This is a genomic window from Cognatiyoonia sediminum (assembly GCF_900129845.1).
Taxonomy (GTDB): Bacteria; Pseudomonadota; Alphaproteobacteria; order Rhodobacterales; family Rhodobacteraceae; genus Cognatiyoonia; species Cognatiyoonia sediminum.
On sequence record NZ_FQXB01000008.1, the window covers coordinates 36,985 to 52,208 of the forward strand.

The 15,224-nt window shown below is 54.4% G+C and carries 14 protein-coding genes; 12 read left to right on the forward strand and 2 right to left on the reverse strand.

Annotation, left to right across the window (positions count from 1 at the left end):
* Positions 1–46 precede the first annotated feature (46 nt).
* The gene (locus BUA85_RS16000; protein ID WP_072902890.1) at positions 47–1,834 is read right to left on the reverse strand and encodes a beta-N-acetylhexosaminidase; all 1,788 of its coding nucleotides are present in this window, start codon (positions 1,832–1,834) and stop codon (positions 47–49) included.
* Position 1,835: 1 nt separating this feature from the next.
* Positions 1,836–2,591 carry a GntR family transcriptional regulator gene (locus BUA85_RS16005; RefSeq protein ID WP_072902892.1) on the reverse strand — a complete coding sequence of 252 codons (756 nt, stop codon included), beginning with the start codon at positions 2,589–2,591 and terminating at the stop codon, positions 1,836–1,838.
* A 208-nt stretch (positions 2,592–2,799) separates the two neighbouring features.
* Between BUA85_RS16005 and BUA85_RS16010 the strand changes: the two genes are divergently transcribed.
* The 12 genes from BUA85_RS16010 (at position 2,800) to BUA85_RS16065 (ending at position 15,129) form a co-directional block, all read left to right on the forward strand.
* On the forward strand, positions 2,800–3,738 hold the full coding sequence (locus BUA85_RS16010) for a carbohydrate ABC transporter permease (protein ID WP_072902894.1): 939 nt from the start codon (positions 2,800–2,802) through the stop codon (positions 3,736–3,738).
* Positions 3,735–4,577 (forward strand): carbohydrate ABC transporter permease, encoded by an 843-nt coding sequence (locus tag BUA85_RS16015; RefSeq protein ID WP_072902895.1) that lies wholly within the window; start codon positions 3,735–3,737, stop codon positions 4,575–4,577. Before BUA85_RS16010 ends, BUA85_RS16015 begins: the two co-directional genes overlap by 4 nt.
* A 29-nt stretch (positions 4,578–4,606) precedes the next feature.
* On the forward strand, positions 4,607–5,809 hold the full coding sequence (locus tag BUA85_RS16020; protein ID WP_072902984.1) for an ABC transporter substrate-binding protein: 1,203 nt from the start codon (positions 4,607–4,609) through the stop codon (positions 5,807–5,809).
* A 129-nt stretch (positions 5,810–5,938) separates the two neighbouring features.
* Positions 5,939–7,039 carry an ABC transporter ATP-binding protein gene (locus tag BUA85_RS16025; protein WP_072902897.1) on the forward strand — a complete coding sequence of 367 codons (1,101 nt, stop codon included), beginning with the start codon at positions 5,939–5,941 and terminating at the stop codon, positions 7,037–7,039.
* On the forward strand, positions 7,036–8,172 hold the full coding sequence (locus tag BUA85_RS16030; protein WP_072902899.1) for a Gfo/Idh/MocA family protein: 1,137 nt from the start codon (positions 7,036–7,038) through the stop codon (positions 8,170–8,172). The genes BUA85_RS16025 and BUA85_RS16030 overlap by 4 nt, the downstream gene beginning before the upstream one ends.
* A gap of 2 nt (positions 8,173–8,174) precedes the next feature.
* Positions 8,175–9,179 carry an SIS domain-containing protein gene (locus BUA85_RS16035; protein WP_072902986.1) on the forward strand — a complete coding sequence of 335 codons (1,005 nt, stop codon included), beginning with the start codon at positions 8,175–8,177 and terminating at the stop codon, positions 9,177–9,179.
* Complete coding sequence (locus BUA85_RS16040; RefSeq protein WP_072902901.1) at positions 9,176–10,228, forward strand: SIS domain-containing protein; 1,053 nt, start codon at positions 9,176–9,178, stop codon at positions 10,226–10,228. The genes BUA85_RS16035 and BUA85_RS16040 overlap by 4 nt, the downstream gene beginning before the upstream one ends.
* On the forward strand, positions 10,225–11,130 hold the full coding sequence (locus BUA85_RS16045) for an ROK family protein (RefSeq protein ID WP_072902902.1): 906 nt from the start codon (positions 10,225–10,227) through the stop codon (positions 11,128–11,130). Before BUA85_RS16040 ends, BUA85_RS16045 begins: the two co-directional genes overlap by 4 nt.
* Positions 11,123–12,352: a class II D-tagatose-bisphosphate aldolase non-catalytic subunit gene (locus tag BUA85_RS16050; protein WP_072902904.1), complete on the forward strand. Its 1,230-nt coding sequence runs from the start codon at positions 11,123–11,125 to the stop codon at positions 12,350–12,352. The genes BUA85_RS16045 and BUA85_RS16050 overlap by 8 nt, the downstream gene beginning before the upstream one ends.
* Positions 12,349–13,476: an N-acetylglucosamine-6-phosphate deacetylase gene (locus BUA85_RS16055; protein ID WP_072902907.1), complete on the forward strand. Its 1,128-nt coding sequence runs from the start codon at positions 12,349–12,351 to the stop codon at positions 13,474–13,476. The genes BUA85_RS16050 and BUA85_RS16055 overlap by 4 nt, the downstream gene beginning before the upstream one ends.
* Positions 13,463–14,194 carry a copper homeostasis protein CutC gene (locus BUA85_RS16060; RefSeq protein ID WP_072902908.1) on the forward strand — a complete coding sequence of 244 codons (732 nt, stop codon included), beginning with the start codon at positions 13,463–13,465 and terminating at the stop codon, positions 14,192–14,194. The genes BUA85_RS16055 and BUA85_RS16060 overlap by 14 nt, the downstream gene beginning before the upstream one ends.
* Positions 14,195–14,502: 308 nt before the next feature.
* Positions 14,503–15,129, forward strand: a complete 627-nt coding sequence (locus BUA85_RS16065) for a helix-turn-helix domain-containing protein (protein ID WP_072902910.1) — start codon at positions 14,503–14,505, stop codon at positions 15,127–15,129.
* The last annotated feature ends 95 nt before the right edge of the window (positions 15,130–15,224 follow it).

Consider the following 15,224-nt stretch of genomic DNA (forward strand, 5'->3'; position numbering starts at 1 on the left):
TCTTCAAAGCAAAGAATTCAAGTTTTGCGATTTGCGAAATCGGGTTTCAGGTGGCGCTAATTTCGATCTCACCGCTGCTTGAAACAGAGTAATACCCTGCCAAGGCTGCAACGGTCTCGATCGAAGGCTTATCACGCTCCCAGCACATCGCTGCGACACCAAGCATGCGCGGCATCAACATAGGCCAGATTTGATCATCTTGGGTCGTAAACTCTGACCAGAAGGTGCCCTGCACACCAATGATGCGATCTGACAGATCAGCGTCGGGGACCGGATCCCAGTTGATCGTATCGGGTAGGTCAACGAAGGCGGCCCAACTTGCCCCCCAATCATCTGGATCGGAGGTATGCGCCATATCGAGGTAGACCTGCTGCGCCGGTGTCATGACAACGTCATAGCCCGCGCGGGCGGCCTCTAACCCTGGTCCCTGACCAGTCCAGCTGAATAGGATTGCGTCGTGGCCGATCCCGCCATTCTTGCCTTGGGCGGCTTCTTCCCACGCGGCGGGGCGCAGGCTCTTTGATCGGGCGAAGGCGGCGAAACGATACATTGTCCACCCTTGCAAATCCATTGTCGTTTGAAGGTCGTGCTGCTCCATCAAGGCGCGCGCTTTGGGGCTGCTCATCCATGTGTCTTCAGCGAGTTCGTCGCAGCCGAGGTGGATGTGACCGAAGGGGAAGATTTCCGCGATCTCTGTAATAAGCGCCTCAACGATGTCCCACGTTTTCGGCATCGCGGGGTTCATTGCATTCCGTTCGTAGCCTTGCACGGAGCGTTCGGCGCCATTGTCTGTTGAGTCGAGCGTTTCGGGATAGAGGGTCGTGATGCACAGCGCATGGGCTGGTGTTTCGATCTCTGGCAAGATTTCGATGTTCAGTTCTTTGGCCCGCGCGATGATCTGCTTTGCTGTCTCGATGGAATAACTGCCGCCTTGGACCGGCGCACCCGAAAACAGACCCGGCATGGTTTGGCCGTCGCCGCGAAGCGCGGTCTTTTGCCAAAGGTCGGGAAGACAGGCGACCTCTAAACGGAAAGCTTCGTCATCAGCGAAGTGCCAGTGAAAGCGGTTCAGCTTGAGTATCGCCATAAGATCGAGCAGCGATAGGATTGTGTCGGGTTCGTAATAATGGCGCGCCGTATCGAGGTGCTGACCACGCCACGCAAATCGAGGGCTATCTGTGATGCGCCCACAGGGAATTGGGCCCTGTTGTAGCAAAGTCAGAAGAGTGATCCCCGCATAGAAGCGGCCGCCGTAAGAGTTTGCGATGATCCGGACGCCTTGAGGCGTGAATTCAATTTCGTAAGCGTCGGTTTCGAGTTCACCGGTCTCGATGATGATCGGCATAGTGCCCTTGAATAACATGCCTTGGCGTTGGGCGAGAGCGCTGACGGCGGACAAGGCATCGTCTTCGAATGCAAATCCGTCAGCCTCCAGAACGCCTTCGCTCGGCGCCCATGTTTCGGGTTGGGGTGCGAGGGGTAGGCCTTCTAGTTCGCTGTGTTCTGTTCGCGGCGGAACCCGACGACCTGCCTCTGTTGGCGGCAGTTCAATGATGTCACCCCCAACGCGGAGGTAGGGGCCCAAGGGCTTCCAAGCGCGATTGGCGGGTTTGTAGCCGGCTTGATACTTGATTGTGGCTTTGTGCTCTTTGCCCTTCGCCAAATCGGGCAATTGGACTTCAGTATAGCTGCCGACCGACTTTATGAGCGTTCCGCCGCGAACGGGTTCCAAAGGCGCCATGCCTGAGAAGCAGAAAACAGGGGCAGCGAGGTCTTGATCGGAGGTGATTGCGCACAGCAATTCATCCCCGACGATTTGGCAGTCGTATTTCATGTTAGTCCAAGCGTAGTTCGGAAACGAAGTCGTAGACGTCAGAGCGGTAGTAGCCGCTTGTAAATTCAATGGGGCGACCTGTGGCGAGGTAAGCGGTCCGTTCGATTTGAAGAACGGCTGTTCCATCAGGGAGTTTCAGGAGTTCAGCAACGCGATCGGTTGCATTGATCGCCATGACGCGCTGAAGGGCGCGGGTGGGGGCGGTGCCTCTCGACCTTAGAACTTCATAGAGTGAAACGCTGACGCGGTCGGGGTTAGGGAGAATGTCATCTGGTACAGACGAATATTCCAATGCCATCGGAACGCCGTCACCGCTGCGCAGGCGATGGATGCGGGAGGCGCGTTGAACTGGTGTGAGCCCGAGAATAGTGGTTTCAGTTGGCGTCGGACGAAAGACGCCTCGGAGCAAAACTTCACTCGAGGAGCGGATGCCGCGCGCTTGAAGATTTTCGGTAAAGGAAACGAGCGAAGACAGCGACTGTTCGAATCGTTCGCCCTTTTCGCTAACGAACGAACCCGCGCCCTGCCGTTGCTCGATTAGCCCTGCGTCGACCAACTCAGCAATAGCCTTACGCACAGTCACGCGGCTGATACCCGCGATGTCGGCAAGCTCGCGTTCTGATGGAAGCTGATCTTCCTGCGCCAAACTGCCTGATTTTATGAGCTCTGTGATGTGTCGGGACAGTTGGCGGTACCGCGCGCCTTTGCCCTCTCGAAACCAACGAGTGGCGTCTAATTCTTCGACGAGATCACTCATGTATTGGTCTCCCCTCTGGTATCAATTTATAATACCAATATTGGAAAATGCGACCAATAAAGGGATCATCAATTGATCGAAACCTCATATATTTAAGGAAAAAATGCAAGTGGAAATATTTTGGTATTAAAGTGGTAGTCAAAATGGATTTATCGGGTACTTTAGTTGACAACCGCTGATTCGAGCGGGCGCCAAGGGGGGAACCTGAATGACGGACGTGGCACAGTCCTCAACTCTGGAAACCAGTTTTAAGACACGTAAGACCATGTCGGAGAACGTGTTTGGCTGGTTGTTGATCGGCCCGGCGATGCTGTTCATTGCTTTGATCGTAGCGTGGCCTTTGGCGGAAACTGTCCGCTTGTCCTTTATGGAAGCCCGATTGGGTGGTGAGAAATATGTTGGTCTCGAAAACTATCAAGACCTTCTCGACAGCCGGAAGTTCCATCAGACCATTGTCCGCACCTTTTATTGGATGTTCCTCTCGGTTTCGCTGAAGCTGATCCTTGGTCTCATCGGAGCGACACTGTTGAACGCAGCAGTTCCGGGTCGCGCGCTGTTCCGCGTTCTCGTGATGCCACCGTGGGTGATCCCCATCGCAATTGGTATGATCGGTTGGTTGTGGCTCTACAACGGGTATTTCGGTGTCTTGTCTGGAACGATGATGTCGCTCGGCATCACTGATGGCCCGTTTGAATTTCTCGCCCACAAGCAATCCGCCTTCTACTCCGCAGTTGTCGCTGATGTATGGGTCGGGACGCCCATGGTGACGCTATTTTTCCTTGCCGCGATGCAAGGTGTGCCGCGCGATCTTTATGAAGCTGCTTACGTCGATGGCGCGTCGCGTTGGTATCGGTTCCGCAGGATTACGATCCCTCAGATCATGCCGGTGATTGTGTCGATGTCGCTGCTGTCTGCGATCTTTACCTTCAATTCGTTCGAGATCATCTGGATCCTGACCGAAGGTGGCCCGCGCGGAGCGACAACAACCTTGATCGTTGACACCTACAAAACGGCGATCAGCAACTTCAAATTCGGACAAGGTTCCGCCCGCGCTGTGATCATTGTGATCCTCTTGGGAACCTTCAGCCTGATCTACCTGTTCTTCCTCAATAAGGTGAACCGTTACTACGGGAACGGCAAGAAATGATGGATCGCTACACAAAACTGCAGATGGCAGGCATCTACTTTGCCGTTACGATCTTCCTGATCTTCATCCTGCTGCCATTCTTTGAGATGTTCATGGCTTCCTTGCGGCCGCTCGAACACCTGTTCCGCAGTCCTTACCAATTCTGGTCTGACGATTTCAGTTTCCAAGCTTATTCGGACATGTGGGAGACGGTACCATTGTTGGGCCGGTACATCTGGAACTCTGTCTATATCGCAACGATGGTCACTCTGCTGACGATGATTTTCATCATCCCTGCGGCCTATGCCTACGCACGTTTGGACTTTCCGTTCAAGAACGCGTCGCTGGCGATTTTCCTTGGCGTGAACATGTTCACAGGTGCGGTTCTTTTGATCCCGCTCTATCGCGTTCTGCGCACGATGGGTTTGCTCAACACTTATTGGGCGATGATCGTTCCCGGCGTCGCCTTCTTGATCCCAACGGGCATTTGGCTGTTGCGGTCCTACTTGGAAAAAATCCCGCGCGAGTTGGAAGAGGCGGCTTATGTCGATGGCGCCTCTCGCATGTATACGCTGCGCCGCGTTGTGCTGCCATTGGCGGTACCGGGTCTGATCGTGGTTGGTGTTGCCGTGTTCATCGGAGCTTACGCGCAGCAATTCCTCTTTGCGATTACGTTCAATCAACAGCGAGAACTTCAGCCGCTACCGGCGGGTCTGTTTGAGTTCATCGGCTATCAGGATGTGACATGGAACCAGATGATGGCGGCTGCCTTAACCGGCATCCTTCCCGTCATGGTCATATTCTTATTCCTCCAGAAATTCCTGGTCGCAGGCCTGACGGCGGGCGCGGTCAAAGAATGAAGAAATCTGTCAACAAAGGGAGACTGAAAATGAAATATCTAACAATGTCACTAGGGGTCGCACTGCTGAGCAGCGCTGCATCCATGGCAGCAGCAGAAACCGAACTGCACTTTATCATGTGTGGTGGTGAGGTTCGTGCGGCTGACCAAGCTGTCGTCGACCAGTTTGTCGCTGACAACGAAGGTGTCACTGTAAACCTAGAGGCTGTGCCTTGGGGAACATGTCAGGACAAGTCACTGACACTCGCAGCAGCTGGTGATCCACCATCCATTGCTTACATGGGCTCTCGCACACTCTTGCAGTTGGCCAACAACGATCTGATCGTTCCGGCGCAAATCCAAGATGACGTGCAGTATCAGACCGGTGTTTTGAACACAGTGACTGTGTCTGGCCAGGAATGGGGTTACCCACATGCGTTCTCTACAAAGGCGCTCTACATCAACTGTGATCTCGTAGAAGAATCCGGCCAGGAATGTGTAGCTCCAGCAACTTGGGACGACATGTACACAATGGCGAAAGGCGTCGTGGACAACACAGACGCTGCTGGTGTTGGCCTTGCTGGTAAAGACTTCGACAACACAATGCATCAGTTCCTGAACTACCTCTATTCCAACGGTGGTGTTGTGATCGACCCTGCAACAGGTGAGAACATGCTGGACAGCGCGCAGACACGCGAAACGCTGGAATTCTACGGCAAACTGGCTGAAGTATCTCAGGAAGGTCCAACCGCTTGGGAACGTGATCAGTTGAAAGACCTGTTCAACGACGGTCAGATCGCGATGTATGTCCAAGGTCCATGGGGCTATGGCCAGCATAACGAAGACATCAACCAGTTGGTTGCACCTGTTCCAGCCGGGCCATCCGGTGAAAGCGGCACGATCCTGATCACAGACAGCATCGTTGTATTCAAAGGCTCCGGCCATGAAGACTTGGCGCATGAGCTTGCTCAGCGGATCACATCTGGCGACAGCCAGTATGACCTCGACAGCTCTTGGGGTCTGACACCGATCCTTGACTATGCTGCGATGGGTAAATCCGACCTTTACTATGAAACAGGCGTTTGGCCGAACTTCACGGCGACGATTTCAACAGGCGGCCCAGAGCCAATCGTTGAAGACTTCAAGTCGCTGCAGTCCGTCTTCACCAACATGGTGCAGGGCATCCTGTTGGCAGACGACACGGTTGATAACCTTGTCACAATCGCTGCCGAGGAACTCGACGAAGCGATGTAAATCATCCTCCCTTTCGGGCGGCGGTCTAGGCCGTCGCCCGGACACGAGGTTTGTCGGTTTTGCGCCGACCCACCACTCATACCACCTAGTTTCGCGGTTTTGACAGCCGCACCAGTTTGGATCTGACCCATGGCGACGCTCGATCTTCTTTCCATCAACAAATCGTTCGGAGCCGCGAAGGTTCTACACGACATCAGCCTTGCTATTGAGGACAAAGAATTCGTTGTCTTCGTCGGCCCCTCCGGCTGCGGTAAGTCCACGCTGCTTCGGATAATCGCCGGATTGGAAGAAACGACTTCCGGCCAGATCATGATCGACGGAAAAGACGTCAGCGATGCCCACCCGGTCGACCGCGGCATCTCGATGGTCTTTCAATCCTACGCTCTTTATCCGCATCTGACCGTTTATGAGAATATTGCCTTTCCTTTGCGTGTTCAGAAGATGCCGCAACCGGAAATGGACGCCGCTGTGAACCGTGCGGCAGAAATATTGCAGCTGACGGACAAGTTGCAATTGAAGCCGGGGCAGCTTTCTGGCGGGCAACGCCAAAGGGTTGCGATTGGGCGATCCATCGTGCGGAACCCTAAAGTTTTCTTGTTCGATGAGCCGCTCTCGAACCTTGATGCCGCTTTGCGCGGCGACATGCGCGTGGAACTTAGCCAGCTACACCGTAGTCTTGAGGCAACGATGGTCTATGTCACCCACGATCAGGTCGAAGCGATGACAATGGCAGATCGGATCGTTGTTTTGAACGCGGGTCGTGTTGAGCAGTTCGGCACGCCAATGGAATTGTACCATCATCCGAAAACGAAATTTGTGGCTTCCTTTATCGGGCAACCCAACATGAACCTGTTGCCCGCTAAGGTCTTGGGCAGCGATGCAAAGAGCTTGAAAGTTGAACTCGACGGGGGACATCAAATGGTGGTTCCTGTGGAGGCCGGCTTGGTATCGAAAGGCGACAATGTCGAAGTTGGCATTCGCCCTGAACATGTCTCCCTCGGTGACAGCGGATTGAGCGTGACGGTTAATGTACTCGAACGCCTCGGCGGTGTTTCGATTACCTACGGCGCGGTCGGAAATGGCACGCGGTTCTGCGCCTCGCTTCCGGGTGATGCGGCGATCCGCGAGGGCACTCCGGTGACGCTCGCTGTGAACCCCGATGACTGCCACGTCTTTGATGCAAATGGCGATGTTCTGAGTCGCCAAGCAGCGCCTGAGCTTGCCGGATGAGAGTTGTCACCGCGGGCATAGGTTTGCGCGCCGGGCATGTCTTGTCTCTTTTGAAAGAGTCGATGCCAGAGGTGGAGTTTGTTGGGTATTTCGACCCGCAGCCAACGTTCTTGCATATGATCGGAGAGGATATTCCACGGTTTGATGATGTGGAGACGATGTTGGCGCAGACCAAACCTGATCTGTTCTTTGTCGGGTCGCCAAACTCTTTTCATTTGGAACATATCAAGCAGGGTCTTGATGCGGGTGTTCGGATTTTTACCGAGAAACCTGTTGTCACGACCAAGGAAGACACGATGGAGTTGGCGGCGCTATTGGCGGAGCATGGCACCGACAGCGTGATGGTTGGCCTCGTCCTGCGCTATTCCCAGCACATGATCGATTTGCGCGCAAATTTGGATGTGCTCGGGCCGATTGTCTCGCTCGAAGCGAGCGAGCATATCGCCCCGTACCACGGCGCGTTTTTCATGCGCGACTGGCGGCGGATGATCCGGTGGTCTGGCGGTTTCATGTTGGAAAAATGCTGCCACGATATCGACATTTACAACATGGTGACGAAGTCCCGGCCGAAGAGTGTGGCGAGCTTCGGTGGCCGAAAATCTTTCGTTCCGCAATTCGCTCCGACATCAAATGTCGAAAATGAGATCATGCACCGCAAGCCAAGCGTTTGGGAGAGCGTGGATGATCCATTCCATTCCGACGGCGACATTATCGATCATCAGACCGCCATTTTGCAGTATGAGAATGGGGCCTCCTTGGCGTTCCACACCAATTTGAATGTACCAGATGAGCACCGTCGCTTTTGCGTCATGGGTGCGCTTGGTATGGCTGAGGGTGATTTTGTCCGCGGCAATTTGCAGGTCACGTTGCGCGATGGTTCCGTGGTTGCCGATCACGACTATACCCAAATGGATAGCGCCAGGGCGTCGGCCCACTATGGCGCGGATCATATGATGGTTGATGAAATCGTTAGCTTCCTGAAAGGTGAGGCGGAAACGCTCCCGGTAGGGGTGGTTGATGCACTTGAGGCTGGACTCGCCGCTATGGCGATGGATGAGGCGCGGATCACAGGTCGCGTGGTCGATCTTACAGAAACTTGGGCCGAGTTTGACGGCTATGCATTGAGACAATGAGCATGACAAAGAACGAAACAGTGCCCGGCCATTTTATGGCGACCGAATCCGCGCAGGCGCTAGATGTCTTTGCGACCGCCGTGCGTCAGGATGTTGATGTGGCGGACCTTGCTGGTTCAACAGCCTTTTACACGATTGCCCGTGGGTCGTCGGACGCAGCGGCCAACATTCTATCCTACGAGTTTATGCGCGAGCTTGGTGTTCCAATGACCTCGCTGCCGCCATCGGTTTTCTCGTTGGGCAAAGGCGTATCGCTCGCCGGTTCGGCCGCGATTATCGTCAGCCAGTCAGGGGCGAGCGATGATTTGGTGCGATCTGCGGTAGGTGCCAAGGGGGCAGGGGCCAAAGTTGTTGCTATAACGAACCAACCAGACAGCCCGGTCGAAGCCCAGTCCGATTGCATCGTTCCTATCGGAGCAGGGCCGGAAAAGGCCGTTCCAGCGACAAAAACAGTTTGCGGTTCCATTGGCGCGGGGCAAGCGATCTTGTCAGCGATGTCATCTGACTTCCAAAACCGCGCTCACAGGGATGCTAAGAAGTTAGCGGGTCTTTCGACCCAATTTGAGCAAGCTAACAGACTGCAATCAGCTCTTCTGAGAGCGCGCCATGTTTACGTTATTGGCCGAGACACAGGCTACGGTGCGGCGATTGAAACAGCGTTAAAGCTGAAAGAATGCGTTGCGATCCACGCGGAAGCTTATTCTGCTTCGGAAGTTCTGCATGGACCTTTGCAGCTCGCCACCAATCCGTTGATGGTTCTGATCCTCGATACAGGAACAGCTGAAACCCAAGACAGTTTGGACCAAGCGGAAGCGCGGTTTGAAAAAGAAGATTGCGACGTCGTTCGCATTCGCGTTTCCGACTTTGGCATAGATTTAGAAACTCCTGCGGCATCAGCTGCTCTTTTGCTCGCTGCGGTTTATCCGATCATCCTCAATACAGCTTTGGCGCTTGGGTACGACCCAGACACGCCTGCAACACTATCGAAAGTTACGCAAACTACATGACCCAAGACCTGTCAAATATCGCGACGTGGAAAGAGCTTCACCGACAACCCCAGATTTGGCGGTCATGGGGCAATCAACTGGATGTCGAAGGCATTCGAGCTTGGATTGCTGATCAGAGCTTTGATGAGGTATGGTTCTGTGGTGCTGGAACGAGCGCTTACATCGGTGACATCATCGCAGCCGAATTGAAGGGAACGCGATCTGTCCCGAGCACGGATTTGGTGCAAAGACCTGCGCATTACTTGAGTGGTGCGCGTCCGTTGGTCGTGAATTTTGGTCGCTCTGGAAACAGCAGCGAAAGCGTTGGAACGCTGGAGGCTTTGGCAGCTTTGACGCCAGAGGCCCCTCAGTTAAACATCACCTGTAACGCCGAAAGCGCCCTTGCCACGGCTCAGACGACAGGCCCTCGAAAGACTATCATCTTGCCGGAGGAGACGCACGACACCGGTTTTGCGATGACATCGAGCTTTTCGACAATGTTGCTGACCGCGCTCGCCTTGTTTGATGCGCCTTGCGATGTGGCGGATCGACTAGCGCGGCTTGCGGATCAATTGGACGATCTGTTGCCACGGTTTGGCGGTACAAAGATGCCCGGCCGCGTTGTTTATGTCGGTGCCGGTCCTTTGACTTTCGCTGCGCGAGAAGCCGCGTTGAAGGTAACTGAGCTTTCTGCGGGCAAAATACCGGCGATTTGGGACAGCACATTGGGGTTCCGTCATGGGCCAAAGTCGTTCGTTGATGGCGAAACGGCTATTACTATTTTCACCAGCCCCGATACGCCCGCAAATGATTACGATGCGGACCTTGCGAGCGAGCTTCGACAGCAATTTCCGAACGCGCAAGTTGAGACGATCGGACCCGGCGGAGACATTGATGTGCCCATGCCCTTTGGCATGCATTGGGCTGCTGCGATTTGTGTCGCAGCTGCACAAGTGCGTAGCGTGGAATGGTCAGCGCAGCTTGGGATGAATGTGGACGATCCATTCGCTGGTCAAAACACGCTCAGCCGTGTGGTCAGCGGCGTCAAACTCTATGCGGTGGCGTCATGACGGTTGCTGGTCTCGATATTGGTGGCACCAAGATCGAGGTGCAGATCTTTGATGAGGATTGGAATGAAGTCGCGCGCAACCGATGTGCGACACCCGAGGGCTATGAGGACCTAGTTGGCGATATTGCGTCACAGATCCGCTGGGCGACAGAGGAAGCTGGCGGCCTCGACGCAATCGGTGTAGGAACCGCAGGTTTGGTGAACCCACGCACAGGTCTCGCTTTGACGGCAAACTTACCTGCAACGGATCATCCCCTGCCAGCAGACATTGAAAAGGCCATTGGACGACCGATCACTTTCGTAAATGATTGTCGTGCTTTGGCACTTTCTGAGGCCGTGTTCGGAGCGGGACGCGGCCGTCGTACGGTTATGGGGCTGATTATTGGGACAGGCATCGGTGGCGGTATCGCGATTGATGGCGCTCTGATACCGGGGCCAACCGCGACGGGCGGGGAGTTTGGGCATTTTGCAGCACCTGCGCAACTTGTCGCAAAACATAGCCTCCCCGTTGTCCAGTGTGGCTGCGGGCGCATGGGGTGCATCGAAACCTATGTTGCTGGTCCGGGGCTCGAACGGCTTGCGAAACACCTGACAGGACAATCGCTAACGGCGCCAGAAATCGCGGACCGGCGCCATGTCGTCATGGCAGAAGTCTGGTCGCTATGGTGTGAATTGGCAGCAGAGATGCTTCACACTCTGACGTTGACGGTTGATCCAGATGTCATCGTTTTCGGCGGTGGCCTTAGCAAAGTTCCTGGCGTCATCGATGATCTGACTGCGGCGGCGGCGTCTAGCCAAATTCCCGGTTTCGCGCCCGCCCAACTAGTCTTGGCACAAGGCGGGGATTCAAGTGGTGCGAGAGGTGCGGCTTACGCTGCATGGACGGAGCAGCAAGATGGTTGAAGTGCTTCGAGACATCATTGCCCGTAATCGGGCAGGGGAGGTGATTGCCGTCCCGTCAGTTTGTTCTGCGCATCCAGATGTCTTGCGGGCGTCGTTGGGCTTGGCGAAACGTTTGGGGCAACCCGTCGTGATCGAAGCAACGTCCAATCAGGTCAATCAGGACGGTGGCTACATGGGGATGACGCCGGCTGATTTTGTCGCATATGTCCATGGATTTGCGGATGAGGTCGGTACGGACCGGCACGCGATCATCTTTGGCGGCGATCACTTGGGCACGCAGGCGTGGCGCGACCAGGCCGCAGAGGCTGCAATGGAAAAAGCGAAGGTTCTTGTCGCGGACTACGTTGCAGCGGGCTTTGAGAAAATCCACCTTGATTGCTCAGAAGGGTGCGCTGGCGAAGCCGCTCAATTGACGGATGAGATCACGGCTGATCGGTCCGCAGTTTTGGCCAAAATCTCTGCAAAGCAAGCCGATGATCTCTTGTTTGTGGTGGGCACTGAAGTCCCGCCGCCGGGCGGGGCGAGGCTGGACGAAGACGGAGTTTTTCCTCCAACCGACCCAAATGCTGCACGGGATACGCTTGCGGCGCATGAGGCAACCTTTGGATCGTTGGCAAGCAATATAGGTGGTTTGGTGGTCCAGCCCGGTGTCGAATTTAGCCCGACGGCGGTTCATCACATGCCCGTAGACAGAGATCCGCACATATTGGCAGCACTGTCCGATCGTCCCACTATCTGTTTGGAAGCGCATTCGACCGACTATCAAGTTGATGCGGTCTATCCGCGATTGGCAGAGCTTGGGTTTGCATTCCAAAAGGTTGGACCGGCGCTGACATTCTCCTATCGCGAAGCGCTGTATGCCTTGGATCAAATTCGATCCGATGCAGGACAGCTGGAAGCGGCAATGGAACAGGAAATGCTGCGGCAACCTAAATATTGGCAGGGGCATTACAGCGGCTCGCCCGAAGAACTTCGCGAGCAGCGGCATTCCGGTTTGGCTGATCGTATTCGCTACTATTGGCCGACCCAAGGAGCCCAAGACGCCGTTGCGGCTTTGTTGGAAGATTGCGGCAACGGGCTTTCGGATGCGCAGCTGAGCAACGTTTTCGACGACAAAACGTTGGAGCGGGCGGAAAACCTTTGTGGTGCGCAAGCACGGCGTCTAATTGACGCGCACATTGAACTGGCCCTCGAGCCCTATTTCTTTCTGGAAACGCCATGAATACGCGGTGGATCACATTTCAGCATGTCTTTGACGGTGAACGGGTTCACGATAGCGCATCGGTGCGGATTGAAGATGGGCACATCGCGGAGTTGGATTTTGGCGTAAGAACCGACCTAAGCCATTCTGGCTACCTTGTTCCGGGCTACCTTGACCTACAAGTCAACGGTGGCGGAGGCGTTCAATTGAATGCGACGCCTACGGTTGATGCCATGGCGCAGATCGCAGAGGCTCATCGCTGCTTTGGAACCGTTGGGATTCTTCCGACCGTTATCACTGATGCACCGGAAGTGCTTGAGAAGGCGGCGACTGCGGCGCTGTCGGCCAAAGGTCGGACCGGGATTTTGGGGATTCATATTGAAGGTCCACACTTGTCGAGGAATCGTCGCGGCACACACAAGAGCGACTTTATTCGCCGTTTTGCCCCCCGCACACTGGAGATCGTTGAAAATCTGCGCGCCGCAGGCGTGACGGTGATGATCACTGTCGCTCCAGAAGAAATGGATTTTGCTGACATTGCCAAGTTATCGGCGATGGGCGCTATTGTGTCCGTGGGCCATACCGATGCGAGCGCTGATCAGATTGAAACCGCGGTCGCTGCTGGGGCGTGTTGCGCGACCCATTTGTTCAACGCCATGTCACCAATGACCAGTCGCGAGCCAGGAGCGGTTGGCGCTGTTCTGCATAGCGGCATTCACTTTGGGATCATTTGCGATGGATTCCATGTGGACGATCGCATGATCTCGCTCGCGCTACGTGCAGGATCCAATCCAGATGCAGCCTTCCTGGTCTCTGACTCAATGGCAACTGTTGGGGGCCCCGATTGCTTTGAACTCTATGGTCAGGTGGTACGATTGGAAAACGGTCGCTTGATCAACGGTGAAGGCAATTTGGCTGGGGCACATATCACCCAAGCTCAAGGGGTCAAACGGCTCGTGCAAGAGATCGGTGTTCCGCATGAGCGGGCCTTCAAGATGGCGACAACGGTTCCTGCAACGGTAATTGGACGGCCAGACCTCGCGACATTGGTGGGTCGCTCGATTTGCGACGTTTTGGTTTTGAACGAAACTCTGGACGTCACAGACAACGCCGTTCTTGCGCCGCAATTTGATGCCGCGGAATAAAATCCCGAACTTTGAAGTCTGCGTTGACTCAGCTCAAGGCATAGAAGCATGTGTCGGCTTAGTCGATCGGATAGAGCTGTGTTCCGCGCTCGACATCGGGGGGCTGACCCCAAGTGCCGGTTTGATGGAATGTGCGAAGGCAAGTGGGTTAGAAACCCATGTCCTTATCCGTCCCGCGGGCGGTGATTTCTTTATGACGAGATCGGACCTCGATGTTGCGTTGGCTGACATTGAGCAGGTGAAGAAAATTGGTTTGGACGGTGTTGTTATTGGTGCGGCAATAGATGGGCACTTAGACACGGAAGTGCTTCGGGAAATGGCAGCGGCCTCAGCGGGCCTTAAATTGACACTGCACCGTGCGTTTGACGTTGTCGAGAACCAAGCGAAGGCGCTTGAAGATGCCATAACTCATGGTTTTCAAAGGGTTCTGACCTCAGGCGGGGCCAGTAGCGCACCGCTCGCCTTGAAAAGGTTGGCTGAACTCGTCGAGCAATCGAACGCGCGGATCGAAATTATGGCAGGTGGCGGCATAACGCTTGAGAACGTCGACGAACTCCTTTCCCAAACGGGTGTCCATGCGATTCATTCATCCTGTTCCAGTGAAAGAACGTTGGCAGACCCCTTGGCTCAAAAGGGATTTGGAGAGGTTGCTCGCTTAACTGACATTGAGAAAGTGCGAGAAATGCGCGACCGGATCTTGAGTATGTTCCCGAGCTAATTTTGCACCCTTCAATAGGGCCTCCCGATCGCACAATCTATTGCTCTATAGCTGTCGCAACAGGATCCTTAGAGTAGCAGGCAATCCTCTCGGAGAGAATTCCTGATGCGTCGAAATTCGTAAGGACGCATTGTTTCGATTCCAAAGTTTTTTGACCGGACGGCTCATAGAAAGGGCTCAGCCGTTCCTGAATCACGAATCCCCTTTGCCGGATTTGACAGTTTTAGTTGTTTTAAGGGGCACGCATTGAGATAGACGCGATGCGGACAGCTCGATAAGGTTCATCCAAGAGAAGCTTCGGAGGCAATGTGGTCCAAAAACTCAACCAAGATCCGCATGCAACCCAACAAGCCCGTGAAAAGGTTCTTGAAGTTGCAATCGGGCGCGCTGTGCGCGGCCACCGCAAACAGCAAAACATGACTGTCTCCAACCTGTCTGATCTGACCGGTCTATCGATTGGAATGTTGTCCAAAATCGAAAATGGAAACACTTCGCCATCCTTGTCTACAATGCAATCTCTCGCGAATGCACTTTCTGTCCCGTTAACGTCGTTTTTTCGTCAGTATGAGGAGCGGCGCGAAGCGGTTCATACAAAGGCTGGAGATGGTGTTGAAACCGAACGGGAGGGCACTCGAGCTGGTCATCAATACAAGCTGTTGGGGCATATCGGCAGCAACTCTAGCGGTGTCATCGTCGAACCGTATCTGATCGAATTGACGGCTGAGAGCGATACATTTGAAACGTTTCAACACGACGGCATAGAAACGATCTATATGCTGGAAGGGGCGGTTGATTACAGACATGGCCCGAACATTTTTGAGCTTCGCCCCGGCGACACACTCTTTTTCGACGCGGATTCACCCCATGGGCCGGAACGTTTGGTAAAACTGCCCGCCAAATATCTTGCTGTCATTAGCTATCCACAGAACCAGTGACAGATCTCCCAAATTCCTCGATCGCTTAACAACCTGAACTCTGAGCCAACAACGACGTTCAAAACAAATATTCCGCGTAATCAATCTTATGTTAA